This window comes from Streptomyces sp. BK79, assembly GCF_044142145.1.
Taxonomy (GTDB): Bacteria; Actinomycetota; Actinomycetes; order Streptomycetales; family Streptomycetaceae; genus Streptomyces.
The window spans coordinates 100,841-119,033 of the sequence record NZ_JBHVOC010000016.1 but is presented as its reverse complement, the minus strand read 5'-3'; the positions used below and the strand labels follow the sequence as shown (position 1 = coordinate 119,033).

Annotated in this window: 16 protein-coding genes; 10 read left to right on the top strand and 6 right to left on the bottom strand. The window is 73.0% G+C overall.

What is annotated here, in order from left to right; translation table 11 throughout:
* Positions 1-19: 19 nt before the first annotated feature.
* A complete protein-coding gene (locus ACFIF2_RS21175) occupies positions 20-1,537 on the bottom strand; it encodes a sugar ABC transporter ATP-binding protein (RefSeq protein ID WP_395574755.1) in 1,518 nt (505 codons plus the stop codon).
* A gap of 295 nt (positions 1,538-1,832) precedes the next feature.
* On the opposite strand from ACFIF2_RS21175, the gene rhaI reads away from it, so the two are divergent.
* From rhaI to ACFIF2_RS21145, 6 genes are all read left to right on the top strand, one after another.
* The gene (rhaI, locus tag ACFIF2_RS21170) at positions 1,833-2,993 is read left to right on the top strand and encodes an L-rhamnose isomerase (protein WP_395574754.1); all 1,161 of its coding nucleotides are present in this window, start codon (positions 1,833-1,835) and stop codon (positions 2,991-2,993) included.
* Positions 2,994-3,128: 135 nt separating this feature from the next.
* A complete protein-coding gene (locus tag ACFIF2_RS21165; protein WP_395574753.1) occupies positions 3,129-5,168 on the top strand; it encodes a bifunctional aldolase/short-chain dehydrogenase in 2,040 nt (679 codons plus the stop codon).
* Positions 5,165-6,619: a rhamnulokinase family protein gene (locus ACFIF2_RS21160; protein WP_395574752.1), complete on the top strand. Its 1,455-nt coding sequence runs from the start codon at positions 5,165-5,167 to the stop codon at positions 6,617-6,619. The genes ACFIF2_RS21165 and ACFIF2_RS21160 overlap by 4 nt, the downstream gene beginning before the upstream one ends.
* A gap of 85 nt (positions 6,620-6,704) precedes the next feature.
* Positions 6,705-7,460 carry a (Fe-S)-binding protein gene (locus ACFIF2_RS21155; protein ID WP_395574751.1) on the top strand — a complete coding sequence of 252 codons (756 nt, stop codon included), beginning with the start codon at positions 6,705-6,707 and terminating at the stop codon, positions 7,458-7,460.
* On the top strand, positions 7,457-8,935 hold the full coding sequence (locus ACFIF2_RS21150; protein ID WP_395574750.1) for a LutB/LldF family L-lactate oxidation iron-sulfur protein: 1,479 nt from the start codon (positions 7,457-7,459) through the stop codon (positions 8,933-8,935). The genes ACFIF2_RS21155 and ACFIF2_RS21150 overlap by 4 nt, the downstream gene beginning before the upstream one ends.
* Positions 8,932-9,564 (top strand): lactate utilization protein C, encoded by a 633-nt coding sequence (locus ACFIF2_RS21145; RefSeq protein ID WP_395574749.1) that lies wholly within the window; start codon positions 8,932-8,934, stop codon positions 9,562-9,564. Before ACFIF2_RS21150 ends, ACFIF2_RS21145 begins: the two co-directional genes overlap by 4 nt.
* Positions 9,565-9,573: 9 nt before the next feature.
* Here the strand turns inward: ACFIF2_RS21145 and ACFIF2_RS21140 are convergent, their stop codons facing one another.
* Entirely contained in the window at positions 9,574-10,221 is a 648-nt protein-coding gene (locus ACFIF2_RS21140; protein ID WP_395574748.1) for a DUF6461 domain-containing protein, read from the bottom strand.
* A 145-nt stretch (positions 10,222-10,366) separates the two neighbouring features.
* Between ACFIF2_RS21140 and ACFIF2_RS21135 the strand changes: the two genes are divergently transcribed.
* Both ACFIF2_RS21135 and ACFIF2_RS21130 read left to right on the top strand, forming a co-directional pair.
* Complete coding sequence (locus ACFIF2_RS21135; protein ID WP_395574747.1) at positions 10,367-11,152, top strand: ABC transporter ATP-binding protein; 786 nt, start codon at positions 10,367-10,369, stop codon at positions 11,150-11,152.
* 3 nt (positions 11,153-11,155) lie between these two features.
* Entirely contained in the window at positions 11,156-12,466 is a 1,311-nt protein-coding gene (locus ACFIF2_RS21130; RefSeq protein WP_395574746.1) for an FtsX-like permease family protein, read from the top strand.
* Between the two features lie 155 nt (positions 12,467-12,621).
* On the opposite strand, the gene ACFIF2_RS21125 is transcribed toward ACFIF2_RS21130, so the two are convergent.
* From ACFIF2_RS21125 to ACFIF2_RS21115, 3 genes are all read right to left on the bottom strand, one after another.
* Complete coding sequence (locus ACFIF2_RS21125) at positions 12,622-12,987, bottom strand: cupin domain-containing protein (RefSeq protein ID WP_395574745.1); 366 nt, start codon at positions 12,985-12,987, stop codon at positions 12,622-12,624.
* Positions 12,988-13,065: 78 nt separating this feature from the next.
* Positions 13,066-14,043: a threonine/serine dehydratase gene (locus ACFIF2_RS21120; protein WP_395574744.1), complete on the bottom strand. Its 978-nt coding sequence runs from the start codon at positions 14,041-14,043 to the stop codon at positions 13,066-13,068.
* Positions 14,040-14,738 carry a transcriptional regulator gene (locus ACFIF2_RS21115; RefSeq protein WP_395574743.1) on the bottom strand — a complete coding sequence of 233 codons (699 nt, stop codon included), beginning with the start codon at positions 14,736-14,738 and terminating at the stop codon, positions 14,040-14,042. The genes ACFIF2_RS21120 and ACFIF2_RS21115 overlap by 4 nt, the downstream gene beginning before the upstream one ends.
* 229 nt (positions 14,739-14,967) lie before the next feature.
* Between ACFIF2_RS21115 and ACFIF2_RS21110 the strand changes: the two genes are divergently transcribed.
* Positions 14,968-15,768 (top strand): class I SAM-dependent methyltransferase, encoded by an 801-nt coding sequence (locus tag ACFIF2_RS21110; protein ID WP_395574742.1) that lies wholly within the window; start codon positions 14,968-14,970, stop codon positions 15,766-15,768.
* A gap of 21 nt (positions 15,769-15,789) precedes the next feature.
* Here the strand turns inward: ACFIF2_RS21110 and ACFIF2_RS21105 are convergent, their stop codons facing one another.
* Positions 15,790-16,095: a hypothetical protein gene (locus ACFIF2_RS21105; protein ID WP_395574741.1), complete on the bottom strand. Its 306-nt coding sequence runs from the start codon at positions 16,093-16,095 to the stop codon at positions 15,790-15,792.
* A 344-nt stretch (positions 16,096-16,439) separates the two neighbouring features.
* On the opposite strand from ACFIF2_RS21105, the gene ACFIF2_RS21100 reads away from it, so the two are divergent.
* Positions 16,440-18,101: an alkaline phosphatase D family protein gene (locus ACFIF2_RS21100; RefSeq protein WP_395574740.1), complete on the top strand. Its 1,662-nt coding sequence runs from the start codon at positions 16,440-16,442 to the stop codon at positions 18,099-18,101.
* Positions 18,102-18,193: the final 92 nt, after the last annotated feature.

Here is an 18,193-nt window from a genome sequence, read left to right as displayed (position 1 = left end):
GGGGGCGTGGGGGCGGCGGTCATGCGGCTGCCCTCCCCGTGGCTGCGGCCATCACGGTCTCCTCGGTGGCGTCGGTGCGGTCGATCTGCGCGGTCAGCCGGCCCTCGTGCATCACCAGCACGCGGTCGGCCATGCCGAGGACCTCGGGCAGGTCGGAGGAGATCATCAGGACGGCCACGCCGTCGGCGGCCAGTTCGCTCAGCAGCCGGTGCACCTCGGCCTTGGTGCCGACGTCGATGCCGCGGGTCGGCTCGTCGACGATCAGCACCTTGGGGCCGGTGGCGAGCCACTTGGCGAGGACGACCTTCTGCTGGTTGCCGCCGGAGAGGGTGGAGACGGCGTCGGCGACGCGGGCGTACTTGACCTGGAGCCTGACGGCCCAGTCGAGGGCGCGGCTGCGCTCGGCGCCCCGGTCCATCAGGCCGGCCCGCACGGTCGTCCGCAGTCCGGTGAGGCCGATGTTGCGCTCGATGGACATGTCCATCACCAGACCCTGGGCGCGCCGGTCCTCGGGGACGAGGGCGAGGCCCGCGGCCATCGCGGCGGACGGGGCGCCGTTGACGAGCTTGTGTCCGTCGACCTCGACCTCCCCGGCGTCATGGCGGTCAACGCCGAACACGGCGCGGGCCACCTCGGTGCGCCCGGCGCCGACGAGTCCGGCGAGGGCGACGATCTCGCCGCGCCGTACGTCGAAGGAGACGTCGGTGAAGACGCCCTCCCGGGTCAGCCGGCGCACGCTGAGGACGATCTCGCCGGGCGTGACCTCCTGCTTGGGGTACAGCTCGTCGAGGTCGCGGCCGACCATGCGGCGGACCAGGTCGTCCTCGGTCATGCCCGCCAGGGGTTCACTGGCGATCCGGGCGCCGTCGCGCAGGGTGGTGACCCGCCCGCAGATCTCGAAGATCTCCTCCAGGCGGTGGGAGATGAACAGCACGGCGGCGCCCTGTTCGCGCAGCGTGCGTACGACGCCGAAGAGGCGGGCCACCTCGCTGCCGGTGAGGGCGGCGGTCGGCTCGTCCATGATCAGGACGCGGGCGTCGAAGGAGAGGGCCTTGGCGATCTCCACGATCTGCTGGTCCGCGATGGACAGGCCGCGCGCGGGGCGGTCGGGGTCGAGTTCGACGCCGAGGCGCCGCATCAGCGCGGCCGTGGCGGCGCGGGTCGCCTTGTGGTCGATGCGGCCGAGGGCGCGCCGGGGCTGCCGGCCCATGAAGATGTTCTCGGTGATCGACAGGTCGGGGAAGAGGGTCGGCTCCTGGTAGATCACGGCGATGCCGGCGTCGCGGGCGTCGCCGGGGCCGTGGAAGACGACCGGCGCGCCGTCGAGCAGGACCTGGCCGGCGTCCGGCCGGTGCACTCCGGCGAGCGTCTTGATGAGGGTCGACTTTCCGGCGCCGTTCTCGCCGGCGAGGGCGTGCACCTCGCCGGGGAACAGCTCCAGGGAGACGTCCCGCAGGGCGCGGACCGCGCCGAAGGACTTGGAGACGTCCCTGAGCGCCAGAACCGGGGCCGTACCCGTGTCGGACGGGTGGGTCATGGGGGCTCCTCGACGACACCGGGCGGGACGGCCCTCACGGCATCGTGAAAGGTTTCAACTGGGTTGCCGGGACGTTAGGCAGGCAGGGCATGTCACGTCAATGGGTCCGGATCGAAAAACTTTCGAAAGCCGATGGTCACGACCGAGTCACGGAGAACGGGGTCCGGCAGAAGGGTTGACACCCCTTCAGGCGGCTCATAGCTTCACGTTCTGAATCGTTTCACACATGGTCGCGTCCAGCCGTGCTCAGCCGTGCTCAGCGCTGGTCGCGACCCGATGTCACAGGAGCGCCGAAGTGACCGAGCTCGCCGCGGTGAAGGCCGCGCTCAGGACCCAGGCAGTCGAGACGCCGTCGTGGGCGTACGGGAACTCCGGCACCCGGTTCAAGGTGTTCGCCCAAGCGGGCGTGCCGCGCGATCCGTTCGAGAAGCTGGACGACGCGGCGAAGGTGCACGAGTTCACCGGCGTGGCCCCGACCGTCGCCCTGCACATCCCGTGGGACAGGGTCGAGGACTACGCCGCGCTGGCCGAGCACGCCGAGAAGCGGGGCGTGCGGATCGGCGCGATCAACTCCAACACCTTCCAGGACGACGACTACAAGCTGGGCAGCGTCTGCCATCCCGACGCGGCGGTGCGCAGGAAGGCCGTGGACCACCTGCTGGAGTGCGTCGACATCATGGACGCCACCGGGTCGCGGGACCTCAAGCTGTGGTTCGCCGACGGGACCAACTACCCCGGGCAGGACGACGTGCGGTCCCGGCAGGACCGGCTGGCCGAGGCGCTGGCCGAGGTGTACGAGCGGCTCGGCGAGGAGCAGCGGATGCTCCTTGAGTACAAGCTCTTCGAGCCGGCGTTCTACACCACGGACGTGCCGGACTGGGGCACGGCGTACGCGCACTGCCTGAAGCTCGGTGACAAGGCGCGGGTCGTGGTCGACACCGGGCACCACGCGCCGGGCACGAACATCGAGTTCATCGTGGCGACGCTGCTGCGGGAGGGCAGGCTCGGCGGCTTCGACTTCAACTCGCGGTTCTACGCGGACGACGACCTGATGGTGGGGGCCGCCGATCCGTTCCAGCTGTTCCGGATCATGTACGAGGTGGTGCGCGGCGGCGGGTTCACCGCCGACGTGGCGTTCATGCTCGACCAGTGCCACAACATCGAGGCGAAGATCCCGGCGATCATCCGGTCGGTGATGAACGTGCAGGAGGCGACGGCGAAGGCGCTGCTGGTCGACGCGGAGGCGCTGTCCGCCGCGCAGGCTTCAGGGGATGTGCTGGAGGCCAACGCGGTGCTGATGGACGCGTACGACACGGACGTGCGGCCGCTTCTTCGTGAGGTGCGTCAGGAGATGGGGTTGCACCCCGAGCCCCTCAAGGCGTACGCGGCGTCCGGGTACGGCGAGAAGGTCGTCGCCGAGCGCGTCGGTGGTCAGCAGGCCGGGTGGGGGGCGTAGGCGTCCGCCCAGTTCCCGTCGTTCCGCGGCCGCGGGCCGGTTGTGGCTGGTCGCGCCCAAGCGGCGAAGCCGCACCTTCATGCAACCCCGCGCCCCTGAAGGCACTTCACCCCCCTCCATCGAAAGGGCACCGTCATGGCATCTCACCCTGAGGCCTCCGCACTCCTCGCCCGTTCCCATCGGCTCGGCTCCGATCCCCGGAACACCAACTACGCGGGCGGCAACGCGTCCGCCAAAGGAACCGCCACCGATCCCGTCACCGGCGGTGACGTGGAGCTGATGTGGGTCAAGGGGTCCGGGGGCGACCTGGGTACGCTCACCGAGGCGGGGCTCGCCGTGCTGCGGCTGGACCGGATGCGGGCGCTCAGGGACGTCTACCCGGGCGTCGAGCGCGAGGACGAGATGGTCGCCGCCTTCGACTACTGCCTGCACGGCAAGGGCGGCGCCGCGCCCTCCATCGACACGGCGATGCACGGTCTCGTCGAGGCCGCGCACGTCGACCACCTGCACCCCGACTCCGGGATCGCGCTGGCCTGCGCGGCGGACGGTGAGAAGCTGACCGCCGAGTGCTTCGGCGACACCGTGGTGTGGGTGCCGTGGCGGCGGCCCGGTTTCCAGCTGGGCCTGGACATCGCGGCCGTGCAGGCGGCGAACCCGCAGGCGATCGGGTGTGTGCTGGGCGGCCACGGCATCACCGCGTGGGGCGACACCTCCGAGGAGTGCGAGCGCAACTCGCTGCACATCATCCGCACGGCGGAGGCCTTCCTCGCCGAGCGCGGCAGGCCGGAGCCGTTCGGCGCGGTGATCGACGGTTACGCGGCGCTGCCCGAGGCCGAGCGGCGGGAGCGCGCCGCGGCGCTGGCACCGTACGTCCGCGGCCTCGCCTCCCAGGACCGGGCGCAGGTCGGGCACTTCACCGACTCCGACGTGGTGCTGGACTTCCTGGCGCGCGCCGAGCACCCGCGGCTCGCCGCGCTCGGCACCTCCTGCCCGGATCACTTCCTGCGCACCAAGGTCCGGCCGCTGGTCCTGGACCTGCCGCCGACCGCGCCCCTGGACGAGACGATCGCCCGGCTGAAGGAGCTGCACGCCGCGTACCGCGAGGAGTACGCCGCCTACTACGAGCGGCATGCCGAGCCCGGCTCCCCGGCGATGCGCGGTGCCGACCCGGCGATCGTGCTGGTGCCGGGCGTGGGCATGTTCAGCTTCGGCAAGGACAAGCAGACCGCCCGGGTGGCCGGCGAGTTCTACGTCAACGCGATCAACGTGATGCGCGGCGCCGAGGCGGTCTCCTCGTACGCGCCGATCGAGGAGTCGGAGAAGTTCCGCATCGAGTACTGGGCGCTGGAGGAGGCCAAGCTCCAGCGGATGCCGAGGCCCAAGCCGCTGGCGACGCGGGTCGCGCTCGTCACCGGCGCCGGCAGCGGCATCGGGAAGGCGATCGCGGGGCGGCTGTCCGCCGAGGGCGCGTGTGTGGTCGTGGCCGACCTGAACGCGGAGAACGCCGCACGGGTCGCCGAGGAGCTGGGCGGACCGGACAAGGCGGTCGCCGTGACCGTCGACGTGACGTCCGAGGAGCAGATCGCCGAGGCGTTCCGGGCGGCCGTCCTCGCCTTCGGCGGGGTCGACCTGGTGGTCAACAACGCGGGCGTCTCCGTCTCCAAGCCGCTGCTGGAGACCACCGCCGGGGACTGGGACCTCCAGCACGACATCATGGCCCGCGGCTCCTTCCTCGTCTCGCGGGAGGCCGCCCGGGTGATGACCGCGCAGGAGCTGGGCGGCGACATCGTCTACATCGTCTCGAAGAACGCGGTGTTCGCGGGCCCGAACAACATCGCCTACTCCGCCACCAAGGCCGACCAGGCCCACCAGGTGCGCCTCCTCGCCGCCGAACTGGGCGAGCACGGCATCCGCGTCAACGGCGTCAACCCGGACGGCGTGGTGCGGGGTTCGGGGATCTTCGCGGGCGGCTGGGGCGCCAAGCGGGCGGCGGTGTACGGGGTGCCGGAGGAGAAGCTCGGCGAGTTCTACGCCCAGCGGACGCTGCTGAAGCGCGAGGTGCTGCCCGAGCACGTCGCGAACGCCGTGTTCGCGCTGACCGGCGGCGACCTGACCCACACCACCGGCCTGCACGTCCCGGTCGACGCCGGCGTCGCCGCCGCGTTCCTGCGATGAGCGCGGCCGTGGACGTGAAGTCGTACGCCGCGGTCGACCTCGGCGCGTCCAGCGGGCGCGTCATGGTCGGCCGCGTCGGCCCGGACCGGCTGGAGCTGGCCGAGGCGCACCGCTTCCCCAACCGGCCGGTCCGGACGCCCGAGGGGCTGCGCTGGGACGTCCTGGCGCTGTACGCCGGTGTCCTGGACGGGCTGCGGGCGGCGGGACCGGTGGACTCGGTCGGCGTCGACAGCTGGGCCGTCGACCACGGTCTGCTGGACGCGGACGGGGCGCTGCTCGGCAACCCCGCGCACTACCGCGACGCCCGCACCGAGGGCGTCGCGGAGAAGGTGTGGGCCACGCTGCCCGCCGAGGAGCTGTACGCGGCGACGGGGTTGCAGTACGCGCCCTTCAACACCCTGTACCAGCTCGTCGCCGCCCGCGGCACGGCCCAGTTCGCGCAGGCCCGGCGGCTGCTGCTGATCCCGGACCTGCTGACGTACTGGCTGACCGGTGAGCAGGGCACGGAGCTGACCAACGCCTCCACCACCCAGCTCATCGACCCCCGCACCCGCACCTGGTCGCACGAGGTCGCGGACCGGCTGGGGATCGACCTCGGCCTGTTCGCGCCGCTGCGGCGGCCCGGCGATCCGGCCGGTGTCCTGCGGCCGGCGGTGCTGGAGGAGACGGGGCTCGCCGGGCCCGTGCCGGTGACCGCGGTCGGTTCGCACGACACCGCGTCCGCGGTGGCCGCCGTCCCGGCTCCGGGCGGGCGGTTCGCGTACATCTGCACCGGCACCTGGTCGCTGGCCGGTCTGGAGCTGACCGCTCCGGTGCTGACGGAGGAGAGCCGGGCCGCCAACTTCACCAACGAGCTGGGGCTGGACGGCACCGTCCGCTACCTGCGCAACATCATGGGGCTGTGGCTGCTCCAGGAGTGCGTACGGGCGTGGGGCGACCCGGACCTGGGCGGGCTACTGCTCGCGGCGGCCAAGGTGCCGGCGCTGCGGTCGGTGGTGGACGCGGGCGACGCGGCGTTCCTCGCGCCGGGCCGGATGCCGGAGCGGATCGCCGAGGCGTGCCGTGCCTCGGGGCAGCCGGTGCCGGACACCCCCGCCGAGGTGACGCGCTGCATCCTCGACTCGCTGGCGCTGGCCCACCGCAGAGCCGTCGAGGACGCCCAGCGGCTCGCCGGGCACCCGGTCGACGTCGTGCACGTCGTGGGCGGCGGCACCCGCAACGCGCTGCTGTGCCAGCTGACCGCCGACGCCTGCGGGCTGCCGGTGGTGGCGGGGCCGACGGAGGCCGCCGCGCTCGGCAACGTCCTGGTGCAGGCCCGCGCCCACGGACTGGCCGGCGACCTCGCCGGGATGCGTGCCCTCCTCGTGCGGACCCAGTCGTTGACCCGGTACGAGCCGCGCGGCGGGACGGCCCGCTGGCGGGCGGCCGAGGCCCGGCTCACCGACCGGTGAACGGGGTCTGTCCGGGCCCCCGCCCGCCGACTACCCTGCGTTTCACCCGATGATCAAGAAGTTCCACCGATCACAAGGAGCCGCGATGCGTGTCGCCCTGTTCCTGACCTGCGTCAACGACACGCTCTATCCCGACACCGGCCGTGCCGTGGTGAAGCTGCTGACCCGGCTGGGCGTCGAGGTCGACTTCCCGATGGGCCAGACCTGCTGCGGGCAGGCGCACTACAACACGGGCTACCGGCAGGAGGCGGAGCCGCTGGCCCGGCACTTCGCGGAGGTCTTCGAGGACTACGAGGCGATCGTGACGCCGTCGGGTTCCTGCGGGGCGATGGTGCGGGAGCTGTATCCGCGCCTGGGCGAGCGGGCGCGGGCGGAGGGCCGCGGGGACACGCTCGCCGCCGCCCTGGCGCCGGTGGTGCCGAAGACGTACGAGCTGACGGAGTTCCTGGTGGACGTGCTGGGTGTGACGGACGTGGGGGCGTACTACCCGCACACCGTGACGTACCACCCGACCTGTCACGGGCTGCGGAGCCTCGGGCTGGGCGACCGGCCCCGGCGGCTGCTGGAGGCGGTCGAGGGGCTTGAGCTGGTCGAGCTGCCCGGGGCGCAGGAGTGCTGCGGCTTCGGCGGCACGTTCGCGGTGAAGAACGCGGACGTGTCGGCGGCGATGGGCGCGGACAAGGTGCGCAACGCGGAGTCGACGGGCGCGGACGTGCTGTGCGCGGCCGACAACTCCTGCCTGATGCACATCGGCGGCACCATGACCCGGCTGCGGACCGGCATGCGGCCGGTGCACCTCGCGGAGATCCTGGCGAGCACTCGGGAGGCGGTGGCCGTATGAGCGGTACGTATCTGGGGATGCCGGCCTTCCCCGAGGCGGCGCGCACGGCGGTGCGCGACACGACGCTGCGCGGCAACCTGCGCCACGCCACCCACACCATCCGCGACAAGCGGGCCCGCGCGGTCGCGGAACTGGACGACTGGGCACAGCTGCGCGAGGCCGGAAAGCAGATCAAGGACCACACACTGCGCCACCTGGACCGGTACCTGGTGCAGGTGGAGGAGGCGGTCACGGCGGCCGGCGGGACCGTCCACTGGGCCGCCGACGCCGACGAGGCGAACGAGATCGTCACCCGGCTGGTCGAGGAGACCGGCGAGCGCGAGGTCGTGAAGGTCAAGTCGATGGCGACTCAGGAGATCGCCCTCAACGAGGCACTGGAGGCCCGCGGCATCCATGCCTACGAGACCGATCTCGCCGAGCTGATCGTGCAGTTGGGCAAGGACCGGCCCTCGCACATCCTGGTGCCGGCGATCCACCGCAACCGCGGGGAGATCCGGGACATCTTCCGCTCCGAGATGGGCGCGTGGGGCCGCCCTGCACCCGAAGGGCTCACCGACACGCCCGCCGAACTCGCGGAGGCGGCCCGGCTGCACCTGCGGGAGAAGTTCCTGCGCGCCAAGGTCGGCATCTCCGGCGCCAACTTCATGGTCGCCGAGACCGGCACGCTCGTGGTCGTGGAGTCCGAGGGCAACGGACGGATGTGCCTGACCCTGCCCGAGACGCTGATCTCGGTCGTCGGGATCGAGAAGATCGTGCCGAGGTGGCAGGACCTGGAGGTCTTCCTCCAGACCCTCCCCCGCTCCTCCACCGCCGAGCGCATGAACCCGTACACGTCCATGTGGACGGGCACCACCGACGAGGACGGTCCGCAAACCTTCCATCTGGTGCTGCTCGACAACGGCCGCACCGACACCCTCGCCGACGAGGTCGGCAGGCAGGCGCTGCGCTGCATCCGCTGCTCGGCGTGCCTGAACGTCTGCCCGGTGTACGAGCGGGCGGGCGGTCACGCCTACGGCTCGGTCTACCCGGGTCCGATCGGCGCCATCCTCAGCCCGCAACTGCGGGGCACGGGCAGCGAGATCGACGCCTCGCTGCCGTACGCGTCGTCGCTGTGCGGGGCGTGCTACGAGGTGTGCCCGGTGGCCATCGACATCCCGGAGGTCCTGGTGCACCTGCGGGAGCGTGTGGTCCAGGGCGGTCCGGCGGTACGGGAGGGCAACAAGGTCGTCCTGAAACCGGCGAAGGGGCATGCCGCCGAGCGGGCGGCGATGCGCGCGGCGCGGTGGGCGTTCACGCGTCCGGGCGTGCTGCGGTCCGGGCAGCGGCTGGCGTCGGGCACCCGGCGCCTGCATCCGCGCACCCTGCCGGGGCCGGGCCGGGCGTGGAGCGGCACCCGGGACCTGCCGGCGGTGCCCGCGGAGCCGTTCCGGGACTGGTGGCAGCGCACGCGCGGTGGGAAGGACGAGGTCGAGTGAGCAGCAGGGAACGCATTCTGGGCCGCGTGCGGCGCGCCCTCGCCGACATGCCGGACGACGAGGCCCCGGTGACCCGGGACTACCTGCGGGAGCACGGGCGGCGGACCGCCGCCGAGACGGTGGAGCTGCTCGCCGAGAACCTGGCGGACTACCGGGCGATCGTGCACCGGTGCGCGGAGGCGGAGTTGCCCGGTCTGCTGGCGCGGCTGCTGGCGGCGCACGGCTCCGGGAGCGTGCTGATTCCGCCGGGGCTGCCCCCGGGCTGGCTCGCGGCGGTCGACGCGACCCGCGTCCACGACCGCGCGGTGAGCACCCCGCACGAACTCGACCGGGTCGACAGCGTGGTCACGGGCTGCGCGGTCGCCGTCGCCGAGACGGGGACGATCGTCCTGGACGGCTCCCCCGACCAGGGCCGCCGTCGCATCACCCTCGTCCCCGACCACCACATCTGCGTCGTACGGGTACCGGACCAGGTGGTCGCGTCCGTCCCGCGGGCCCTGGAACGCCTCGACCCGGCACGGCCGTTGACGTGGATCTCCGGTCCGTCGGCGACCAGTGACATCGAGCTGGACCGGGTGGAGGGGGTGCACGGGCCGCGCACGCTGGAGGTGGTGCTGGTGGAGGGGTGAGCGGCGAAGTCAGCCGGCCTCCTCCAGGACCACCGCGTCGAGGGTGCCCGCCACGATCCGCTGCCGGGGCAGGCTGAGGCCGAAGACCTGCTCGAGGACGCCGAGCACGGTGCGGTGCACGGCCTCGGGGTCGGCGTTCTCGTCGGGCAGGCCGGCGGCCCGCAGCAGCGGCTCGATCCGGTGCGACAGCTCGGCGTCCCCGTCGACGCCGTCGTAGCCCCAGGAGTGGTCCAGGTGCAGGTTGAACCCGCACCTGAAGCCCTCGTCGTGGAAGTACGCGAAGTGCGGCGGCACCGGTTTGCCGTTCTCCTCCTCGTACTCCAGGTGGAACACGTGGGCTCCGCCCTCGGAGACCGCCGACAGGTGCGTCAGCTCGCCCATCCAGCCGCCGTAGAACACCGCGAACGACCAGTCCCCGTCCCGTCCGTGGCGCAGGGCGAGCCCTTCCCAGACGTCACCGAAGAGGTCGTCCAGCGCCTCGTTGACCTGGCTGCCGGTCAGCTCGCCCAGGGGGCGGGCGGTGTACGTCCTGCCGAAGGCGCTCCCGGCGATCCTCGACACCAGCTCCCCGGGGTTCAGGTCGCGGGACATCAGCACGCTGTGGCCGCTGTAGTCGACGCATGCGGGTTCGGCGAGCCACGCTGTTCCATCGGTCATGGCGGACATCATCGCGCACGCGCGGCCGGGGTGTCACTGAGTACACCCCCCGATACGGGTTCTGCGCCCCGTGTGCTCCGGCCCCGCTCTCCGTAGCGTCGTCGGCGAGGCACCGCGCAGGGCGTGCCGTACGGAAGGTGATGACATGTTTCGCACCGGCGCACGAACCGGCCACGACGCCGGACCCGCCCCCGAGGCGCTCCGGCTCGTCAAGGTGACCAGGACGTACGGCACCGCCGAGAACGCGGTCACCGCGCTGGACGGGGTGACGCTGAGCCTGGGGCGCGGCACGTTCACCGCGGTGATGGGGCCGTCGGGCTCGGGCAAGTCGACGCTGCTGCAGTGCGCGGCGGGGCTGGAGCGGCCGGACAGCGGCATCGTGTGCGTGGACGGCACGGAGCTGACCGGCGGCGGCGAGGCGGAGCTGACCAGGTTCCGGCGCGGCCGGGTCGGGTTCGTGTTCCAGCAGTACAACCTGCTGGAGACGCTGACGGTCGCGCAGAACACGGTGCTGCCGCTCAAGCTGGCCGGGCGGCGCGTCGACCGCGTACGGGCCCGGGAGATCCTGACCGCGGTCGGTCTCGGGGACCGGCTCGGCCACCGTCCGGAGCAGCTCTCCGGCGGTCAGCGGCAGCGGGTGGCGATCGCCCGCGCGCTGGTCACCGAGCCCCGGGTGATCTTCGCCGACGAGCCGACGGGCGCGCTGGACACGCGCAGCGCGCGCCAGGTGATGCTGCTGTTGCGGGACGCGGTGCGGGTGCACGGCCGGACCGTGGTGATGGTGACGCACGACCCGGTCGCCGCCTCGTACGCCGACTCGGTCGTCTTCCTCGCCGACGGACGGCTCGCGGGGCGGATGGACGCCCCGACCCCGGACGCGGTCGCGGAGCGGCTGGCGCACCTGGGCGACGACCTGCCGGTGGGGGTCTGAGCCATGTTCGTACTGGCCCTGCGGTCGATCCGGCGACGCCCCGGACGGTTCCTCGCGACGCTGCTGTCCGCCTTCCTGGGGGCGACGATCATCATGGCGTTCAACTCGCTGCACGACACCGCCGGGCAGGCCGGGGTGGACCCGGTCAGTTCGGAGACGCTGGGCACGGCGGCGGGTGTGGTCGGCGGTTACGGGACGCTGCTGGTGTTCTTCGCGGTGGCGTCCACGCTCACGGTCAACGTGCGTCAGCGGACGGCCGAGTTGGAGCTGCTGCGCTGCTCGGGGGCGACGCCGGCGCAGATCAGGCGGATGGTGGTGGGTGAGGCGGTGGCCGTGGCCCTGGTGGGGGCGGCACCGGCGGTCGGCACCGCGATGCTCGGCGGGCGGGCGCTGCTGGAGATGTTCCAGGACGGCGGCCAGGTGGCGCCGTCGGTCGCGTACTCCTTCGGTCCCGTCGCCCTGGTCAGCGGCGTGTTCGTCACCCTGCTCGCGTCGGCCGGCGCCGCGTTCCTCGCGGTGCGGCGGGTGACGCGGGGCAGCCGTGAGCGGGCCGGGGCCAAGCGGTTCCTGGCGTACGCGGCGCTGGCGACCGGCGCCGCCGGGGCCGGTGCCACCCTCCTGTTCTCGGCGACGGACGAGGCGCTGATGGCTCCCCCGGCCTACGGGGCGATCCTGCTGTCGGTGGGCTTCGCGCTGCTGTCGCCTCGTCTGCTGAAGGGCGTGCTGTCCCGGCTGCCGCTGAGCGGCGCGAGCGGCTGGCTGGCGGTGCGCAACCTGCGGGAGCGGGCCGATCACCTCGCCGGGGTCCTGGTGTCGCTGATCCTGTTCACGGCGGTGTCGACGGCGACGCTGACCATGCAGGCGGTGGAGAGCGACGCGGTGAGCGCCTCGGGTCTGGTCAAGTCGGTCGACGCCAAGAACCTGGAGACGCTGAACCTCACCGTGGTCGGCGTCATCGCGGTCTTCGTCTGCGTGATGCTGGTCAACTCGCTGTACGCGGCCACGACGTACCGCTCGCGGGAGTTCGGGCAGCAGCGGCTGGCGGGGGCGGTGCCCGGGCAGGTGCTGGGTGTGGTCGCCGCCGAGGGCGTGATCCTGACGGTCACGGGGGTGTTCTTCGGGACGGTGGCCGCGCTGGCCGGGGTGGTGCCGTTCACGGTCGTGCGGACCGACGGCGTGCTGCCGGACCAGTTCCTCGGCGTCTGGCTCGCGATGGTGGCGGTCTCGGCGGCGGTGACGCTGGGCACGAGCCTGGGGACGGCGCGGCGGGTGCTGCGTACGCCGGCGGTCGGGGCGGTGGCGGCGGCCGCGTGAGCGGACGTGAGGCGTAGGTGTAAGTGGGAGGTATCAGGGGGCGACCGCCGTGACGGTCGCCCCCTCCTCCGCGCTTCCCCGCCGGTGCGACGCGCCGGGTGACACAGGTGTGACAGGCCGGTGCGACGTGCCGGTGTGACGTGGCGGTCCGTGGTTCAGTCGGCCGCCTTGGCGTAGTCCCTGGCCATGCCTCCGGCGAAGTCGTACACCACGCACTGGTCCTCGCCGACGACCCAGGCGTCGTGCCCGGGCGAGCAGACGAACACGTCGCCGGGACCCACCTCGCTCTCGGTGCCCTCGTCGTCCATGCGCACGCACATGCGTCCCCGCACCACGTAGCAGTTGTGGTGGATCATGCAGGTGTCGGTGCCCGCGATGGGCGCCACGGACTCCGACCAGCGCCAGCCCGGCTCGAAGGTGGCGACGGCGAAGTCGAGCCCTTCCATGTGGACGGCCTCGATGTGCCCGCGGGGGAAATCGCGCCGCTCGTCCGGCTTGTCGAGCGTCTTGGCCTCGAACATGACGCTTCTCCTTTCCCTGGCCCCACCTTCCATCGTCCGCCTGTCAAGTCGGGGCCGCCATCCGGGGGACGCGGGCGTTCAGCGCGCGGTGCCGCACAGGCGGGCGAAGCGTGCGGCGTCCACGTTGCCGCCGGAGAGGATCACACCGACCCGGCCGGGCAGGGTGCCCGCGCGGCCGGTGAGGAGGGCGGCCAGCCCGGTGGCGCCGCTCGGTTCCAGGACGGTCTTCAGCCGCTCGAAGGCGAAGCGCATGGCGTCACGGATCTCGTCGTCTGAGACCAGCACGATCCCGTCCAGCAGCCGCCGGTTCACGGAGAAGGTCAGCTCGCCCGGGGTGGGCAGGGCCTGACCGTCGGCGATGGTGCGCGGGACCGGGACGGTGACACGCCGGCCCGCCGCCAGGGAGCGCCTGGTGTCGTCCCCGGCCTCCGGTTCGACGCCGATCACCCGGGTGCCGGCGTGCAGGCCCTTGACCGCCGTGGCGCTCCCGGCGATCAGTCCGCCGCCGCCGACCGGTGCGATCAGCGCGTCCAGGGGCCCGGTGTCCTCGACGAGTTCGAGGGCGGCGGTGCCCTGTCCGGCGATGACGTGCGGGTGCTCGTAGGGCGGGATCAGGCTCAGTCCGCGCTCGGCGGCCAGGGCCTCGGCGACGGCGACGCGGTCGCCGGTGTAGCGGTCGTAGGTGACGATCTCGGCGCCGTACCCGGCGGTGGCGGCCCGCTTGGAGGGCGGCGCGTCCTCGGGCATGACGATGACGGCGGTGGTGCCCAGTTCCCGCGCGGCGAGGGCGACGGCCTGAGCGTGGTTCCCGGAGGAGTAGGCGGCGATGCCCCGGGACAGCTGCTCCGGGGTGAGGCGGGAGGCGGCGTTGTAGGCGCCGCGGAACTTGAAGGCGCCCACCCGCTGGAGGTTCTCGCACTTGAGGTGGACCTCGGCGCCGGCCAGGGCGTCCAGGGTGCGGGAGCGCAGCACCGGGGTGCGGTGGGCGACGCCCGCCAGGCGGGCGGCGGCGGCGCGGACGTCGTCGAGGGTGACCGGTGGGGTGGTGGTCGTCACGGGTGTCCTCCGGCGGAGTCGGTCCCGGCGGCCGGGCGGGGCTCGGCGCGGGCCTGGGCGAGGTAGTGGTAGGCGGAGGCCCGGGAGATCCCGAGCCGGGCGGCGACCTGCTCGACCGCGCGGCGTACGGCGAACACGCCGCGTGCGTCCAGGTCGCGGAAGAGTTCCAGGCGCTGTGCGCGGTCCAGTGCGGCCCAGCCCCGGTCGCGGCGCAGGGGGTGGGAGTCCACGATGGCGTCGACCACCGCGTCGATGTCGTCGCCGAAGACGGTCGGCGGCGCGTCCGCGGCGGGGCCGGCCGCGCCCGCCAGGGCGCCGAGCAGTGCCTGGGCCCGGTCGACGGCGGTGACGTCCAGGTTGACGCACAGGGCGCCGAACACGGCGCCGGTGGAGTCGCGCAGCAGCATCGTGGAGGACTTCAGCAGGGTGCCGTCGCCGGTGCGCGTGACGTAGTTCAGCTCGTCCCGGGCCTCGTCGCCGCGGGCCAGTGCCCGCATGCCGATCTCGCTCATCGCGCCGCCCACCGTGCGTCCGGTCACCGACCCGGCGACCGCCACGACCGAGTGGTCGGGACGCCGGTAGTCGTGCAGGACCACCTCGCAGACGGGGCCGAACGTCGCGGCGATCCCGTCCACGACGGGGCGCAGCGCGCCGAGGACGGTGTCCCGTTCGGCGTCCGGGGCCGATGCGCTCACGGTCTCCTCCTCGCTCGGGCTTCCCGTGCTGCCGCTCTCCGGACTCCTGAGACTACACGTCCAACGGCTGGACGAACAGTCCAGCCTCCTTACGCCGGCCGGGTGGCCGCACGGGGCGACCGGGGCGCCGGGCGCCTCGCCGTGGTCACGGTCCTGTCGTCGCGCCGCCGGGTCTGGCACGCTCTGCGGCACCCTCCCCACCGTCCCCTCACCCGGAGGTCGAGGCACCATGGCGAAGGACGCCACGTCCCCGACGAAGCTGCGCCGCAACCGCGCCGCGCTCACCCACAAGGTCGGCTACGCGCTGCGCCACCCCGAACGCGTGGGCCCCTACGTCCGCCGGGCCGGCCGGGACGCGTGGCTGCGGCTCAGGCACCCGGACCACGTCGGCTACTACCGGGCGGTGATGGCCTCCGACACCCGCCGCGATCCGGAGGCGGCGGTCGGCAGCCGGACCCACGACCGCTGGCTGGCGCTCGGGCAGATGCAGTTCGACTACCTGATCGAGCACGGGCTGCGCCCCGAGCACCGCATGCTCGACATCGGCTGCGGCAACCTGCGCGGCGGCTGGCGCTTCATCGACCACCTCGACGCCGGCCACTACTACGGCATCGACATCTCGCCCGACATCCTGATCGCCGCGAAGAAGACCCTGACCGAGCGCGGGCTCCAGGCGAAGCTGCCCCACCTGACCCTCACGGGGGACCTGAGGCTGGAGTTCCTGCCCGACGCGCACTTCGACGTCGTCCACGCGCACAGCGTCTTCTCGCACTCCCCCCTGAGCGTCATCGACGAGTGCCTCGCGCACGTCGGCCGCGTGCTGACCGACACCGGGTTCTTCGACTTCACCTTCGACCGCACGCGGGGCACGGAACACCACGTGCTCCGCGAGGACTTCTACTACCGCACCGACACCCTGCTCACGCTGGCCGCCCAGCACCGCCTGCACGCGCGGTTCATGGAGGACTGGGAGAAGCGGCCGCACGGCCAGTCCAAGATCCGCGTCAGCCGCTCACCGCTGCCCTCGTAGGCGGACGGGCGGCGGCGGAGTTCAAGGCCGCGGGTCGGTGCGGCGCCAGGCCGGGCGGGCGTCCGCACCCCGGCGGCCGGCCGCGGCGGCGCAGCGGGGGCAGACCCGGCGGACGGCGTCGGCCGCGCCACCGGACTCGGGCAGCACGTCCGTCCAGGGGACGGCCGCGAACCGGGACAGCCGCGACCGGTGCAGGGACAGGCCGCAGACGGTCTGGTTCGTGCCCTGCTCCCACGCGTGCACCTCACCGGCGGGCAGCCAGCGGTTGTCGTCCTCGTCCCACCAGCGGCCGGAGGCCGCGACCTCGTAACGCCGTGTCCTGGCCATCGGCTCCACCCGCCACTCTTCTCTCCGGTGACCCAAGCCCCGTGTGCCCCCCCCTGCTCGTCCGTGCCGGGTGCCCCGGACGGGCGACGCCCACACGCGCGTACGCCCTCCTGTGTGATCACTCCGCAAGCCCTTCCGGTTTCGGCCGATTCGTCTGCTTAGCATGCGGGGTCCGCGCAGGCGGGTCGGCGCCACCGCGCGACGGGACCCGGGCACGGACGGCGCGCACCGGCCCGCCCGAGGCGAGTACCCCGTGCCGGTGCGCGTGGGGCGACCGCCCGGGGCCCACCCGGTTCCCGTGCCGCTCGCCCATGGACCGCCCGCCCCGTACGAGAGGACACCAGATGGCGCCCACGGGCCGTCACAGCCGACCGGCCGAGCACGCCTTCTCCCCGCACGACGCCGTGATGGGCGCCGCCGCACGGCACCTCGGCCGCCGCCGCTTCCTCACGGTCACCGCGGCCGCCGCCGCGCTCGCCTTCTCCACCAACCTGCCGGCCCGCGGCGCGGTCGCCGCTCCGCTGCGCTCCGCCCGGATCACCAAGGACCCGTTCACGCTCGGCGTCGCCTCCGGCGATCCCCAGCCGGACTCGGTGCTGCTGTGGACCCGGCTGGCGCCCGAGCCGTTCCTGGAGGACGGCGGGATGGGCACGGAGCGGGTCGCGGTCGAGTGGGAGGTCGCGCTCGACGAGTACTTCGCGGCCGTCCTGTTCCGGGGCACCGCCGAGGCCCACGCCGAGTACAACCACAGCGTGCACGTCGACGTGAAGGGCCTGACGCCGGGCACGGTGTACCACTACCGCTTCCGGACCGGTGCCTGGCTCAGCCCGGCCGGCCGCACCCGCACCGCGCCGGCGGCGGGCAGCGCCACGTCGGGGCTGAAGCTCGCGGCCGTCGCCTGCCAGGCCTACATGGACGGCTACTACACGGTGCTCCGGCACCTCGCCGAGGACGACGTGGACGTGGTCTTCCACCTCGGCGACTACCTGTACGAGTACGCGGTGAACGCGGAGGGCGGGGAGCGCCGCTACACCGACCGCACGCTGCCCGAGGTGTTCAACCGGGAGACGATGACCCTCGCGGACTACCGGCTGCGCTACTCCCTCTACAAGAGCGACGAGGACCTCAGGGCCGCGCACGCCGCGCACCCCTTCGTCGTCACCTGGGACGACCACGAGACCGAGAACAACTACGCGGGCAGCATCCCGGAGAACGGCATCCCGCCGGAGGAGTTCCTGCTGCGGCGGGCCGCCGCCTTCCGCGCCTACTGGGAGAACCAGCCGCTGCGCGCCGCCCAGCTCCCGCAGGGCCCGGACGCGCAGCTCTACCGCCGGCTGCACTGGGGCACGCTCGCCCAGTTCGACATCCTGGACACCCGGCAGTACCGCTCCGACCAGGCCTACGACGACCGGCCGCACGCCCCCGGGCCCGAGTCCGACGACCCGGCGCGCACCATGACCGGCGCCGCGCAGGAGCAGTGGCTCCTCGACGGATGGCAGAACTCGTCGGCGCTGTGGAACGTGATGCCCCAGCAGGTCTGCTTCTCCCAGCGCAAGTTCGACGTGACGGCCGACGCGGCGATGTCGATGGACGCCTGGGACGGCTACCGCGCCTCCCGCGACCGGGTCGTCGCCGGGGCGAAGGCGGCGGGCGTCGACAACTGGCTGATCCTGACCGGCGACGTGCACGTCGGCTACGCCCTCGACGTCAAGGACGACTTCGACGACCCGGCGTCCGCCACCGTCGGCACGGAGGTCACCTGCACCTCGGTGGCCAGCGGGCGGGACGGCGTGGAGCAGCCCGCCAACTGGGACCTGTACATGCGGGCCAACCCGCACATGAAGTTCTACAACGGCAAGCGCGGCTACGTCCGGATCGGACTCGACCGCCAGGCCGCCCGCCTCGACTTCCGGACGGTCGACGCGATCAGCACGCCCGGCGCGCCCATCACCACGGCCGCGTCCTTCGTCACCGAGGCGGGCAGCCCCGGCCTGACGCCCGCCTGAGCCCGCCCGGCGCTGGTGCGCGTACTGCACTTGGCACCCACCGCGTCCCCCATCGCGCGAAAGACGCCCTGCTCCGACATGGCCGCGGAGCT

Coding starts and splice junctions, on each gene's coding strand:
- ACFIF2_RS21140 (WP_395574748.1), bottom strand. CDS start 10,221: ATGACCGATGGAACAGCGTGGCTCGCCGAACCCGCATGCGTCGACTAC.
- ACFIF2_RS21160 (WP_395574752.1), top strand. CDS start 5,165: ATGAGCGCGGCCGTGGACGTGAAGTCGTACGCCGCGGTCGACCTCGGC.
- ACFIF2_RS21100 (WP_395574740.1), top strand. CDS start 16,440: ATGGCGCCCACGGGCCGTCACAGCCGACCGGCCGAGCACGCCTTCTCC.
- ACFIF2_RS21105 (WP_395574741.1), bottom strand. CDS start 16,095: ATGGCCAGGACACGGCGTTACGAGGTCGCGGCCTCCGGCCGCTGGTGG.
- ACFIF2_RS21130 (WP_395574746.1), top strand. CDS start 11,156: ATGTTCGTACTGGCCCTGCGGTCGATCCGGCGACGCCCCGGACGGTTC.
- ACFIF2_RS21125 (WP_395574745.1), bottom strand. CDS start 12,987: ATGTTCGAGGCCAAGACGCTCGACAAGCCGGACGAGCGGCGCGATTTC.
- ACFIF2_RS21110 (WP_395574742.1), top strand. CDS start 14,968: ATGGCGAAGGACGCCACGTCCCCGACGAAGCTGCGCCGCAACCGCGCC.
- ACFIF2_RS21135 (WP_395574747.1), top strand. CDS start 10,367: ATGTTTCGCACCGGCGCACGAACCGGCCACGACGCCGGACCCGCCCCC.
- ACFIF2_RS21155 (WP_395574751.1), top strand. CDS start 6,705: ATGCGTGTCGCCCTGTTCCTGACCTGCGTCAACGACACGCTCTATCCC.
- ACFIF2_RS21165 (WP_395574753.1), top strand. CDS start 3,129: ATGGCATCTCACCCTGAGGCCTCCGCACTCCTCGCCCGTTCCCATCGG.
- ACFIF2_RS21175 (WP_395574755.1), bottom strand. CDS start 1,537: ATGACCCACCCGTCCGACACGGGTACGGCCCCGGTTCTGGCGCTCAGG.
- ACFIF2_RS21150 (WP_395574750.1), top strand. CDS start 7,457: ATGAGCGGTACGTATCTGGGGATGCCGGCCTTCCCCGAGGCGGCGCGC.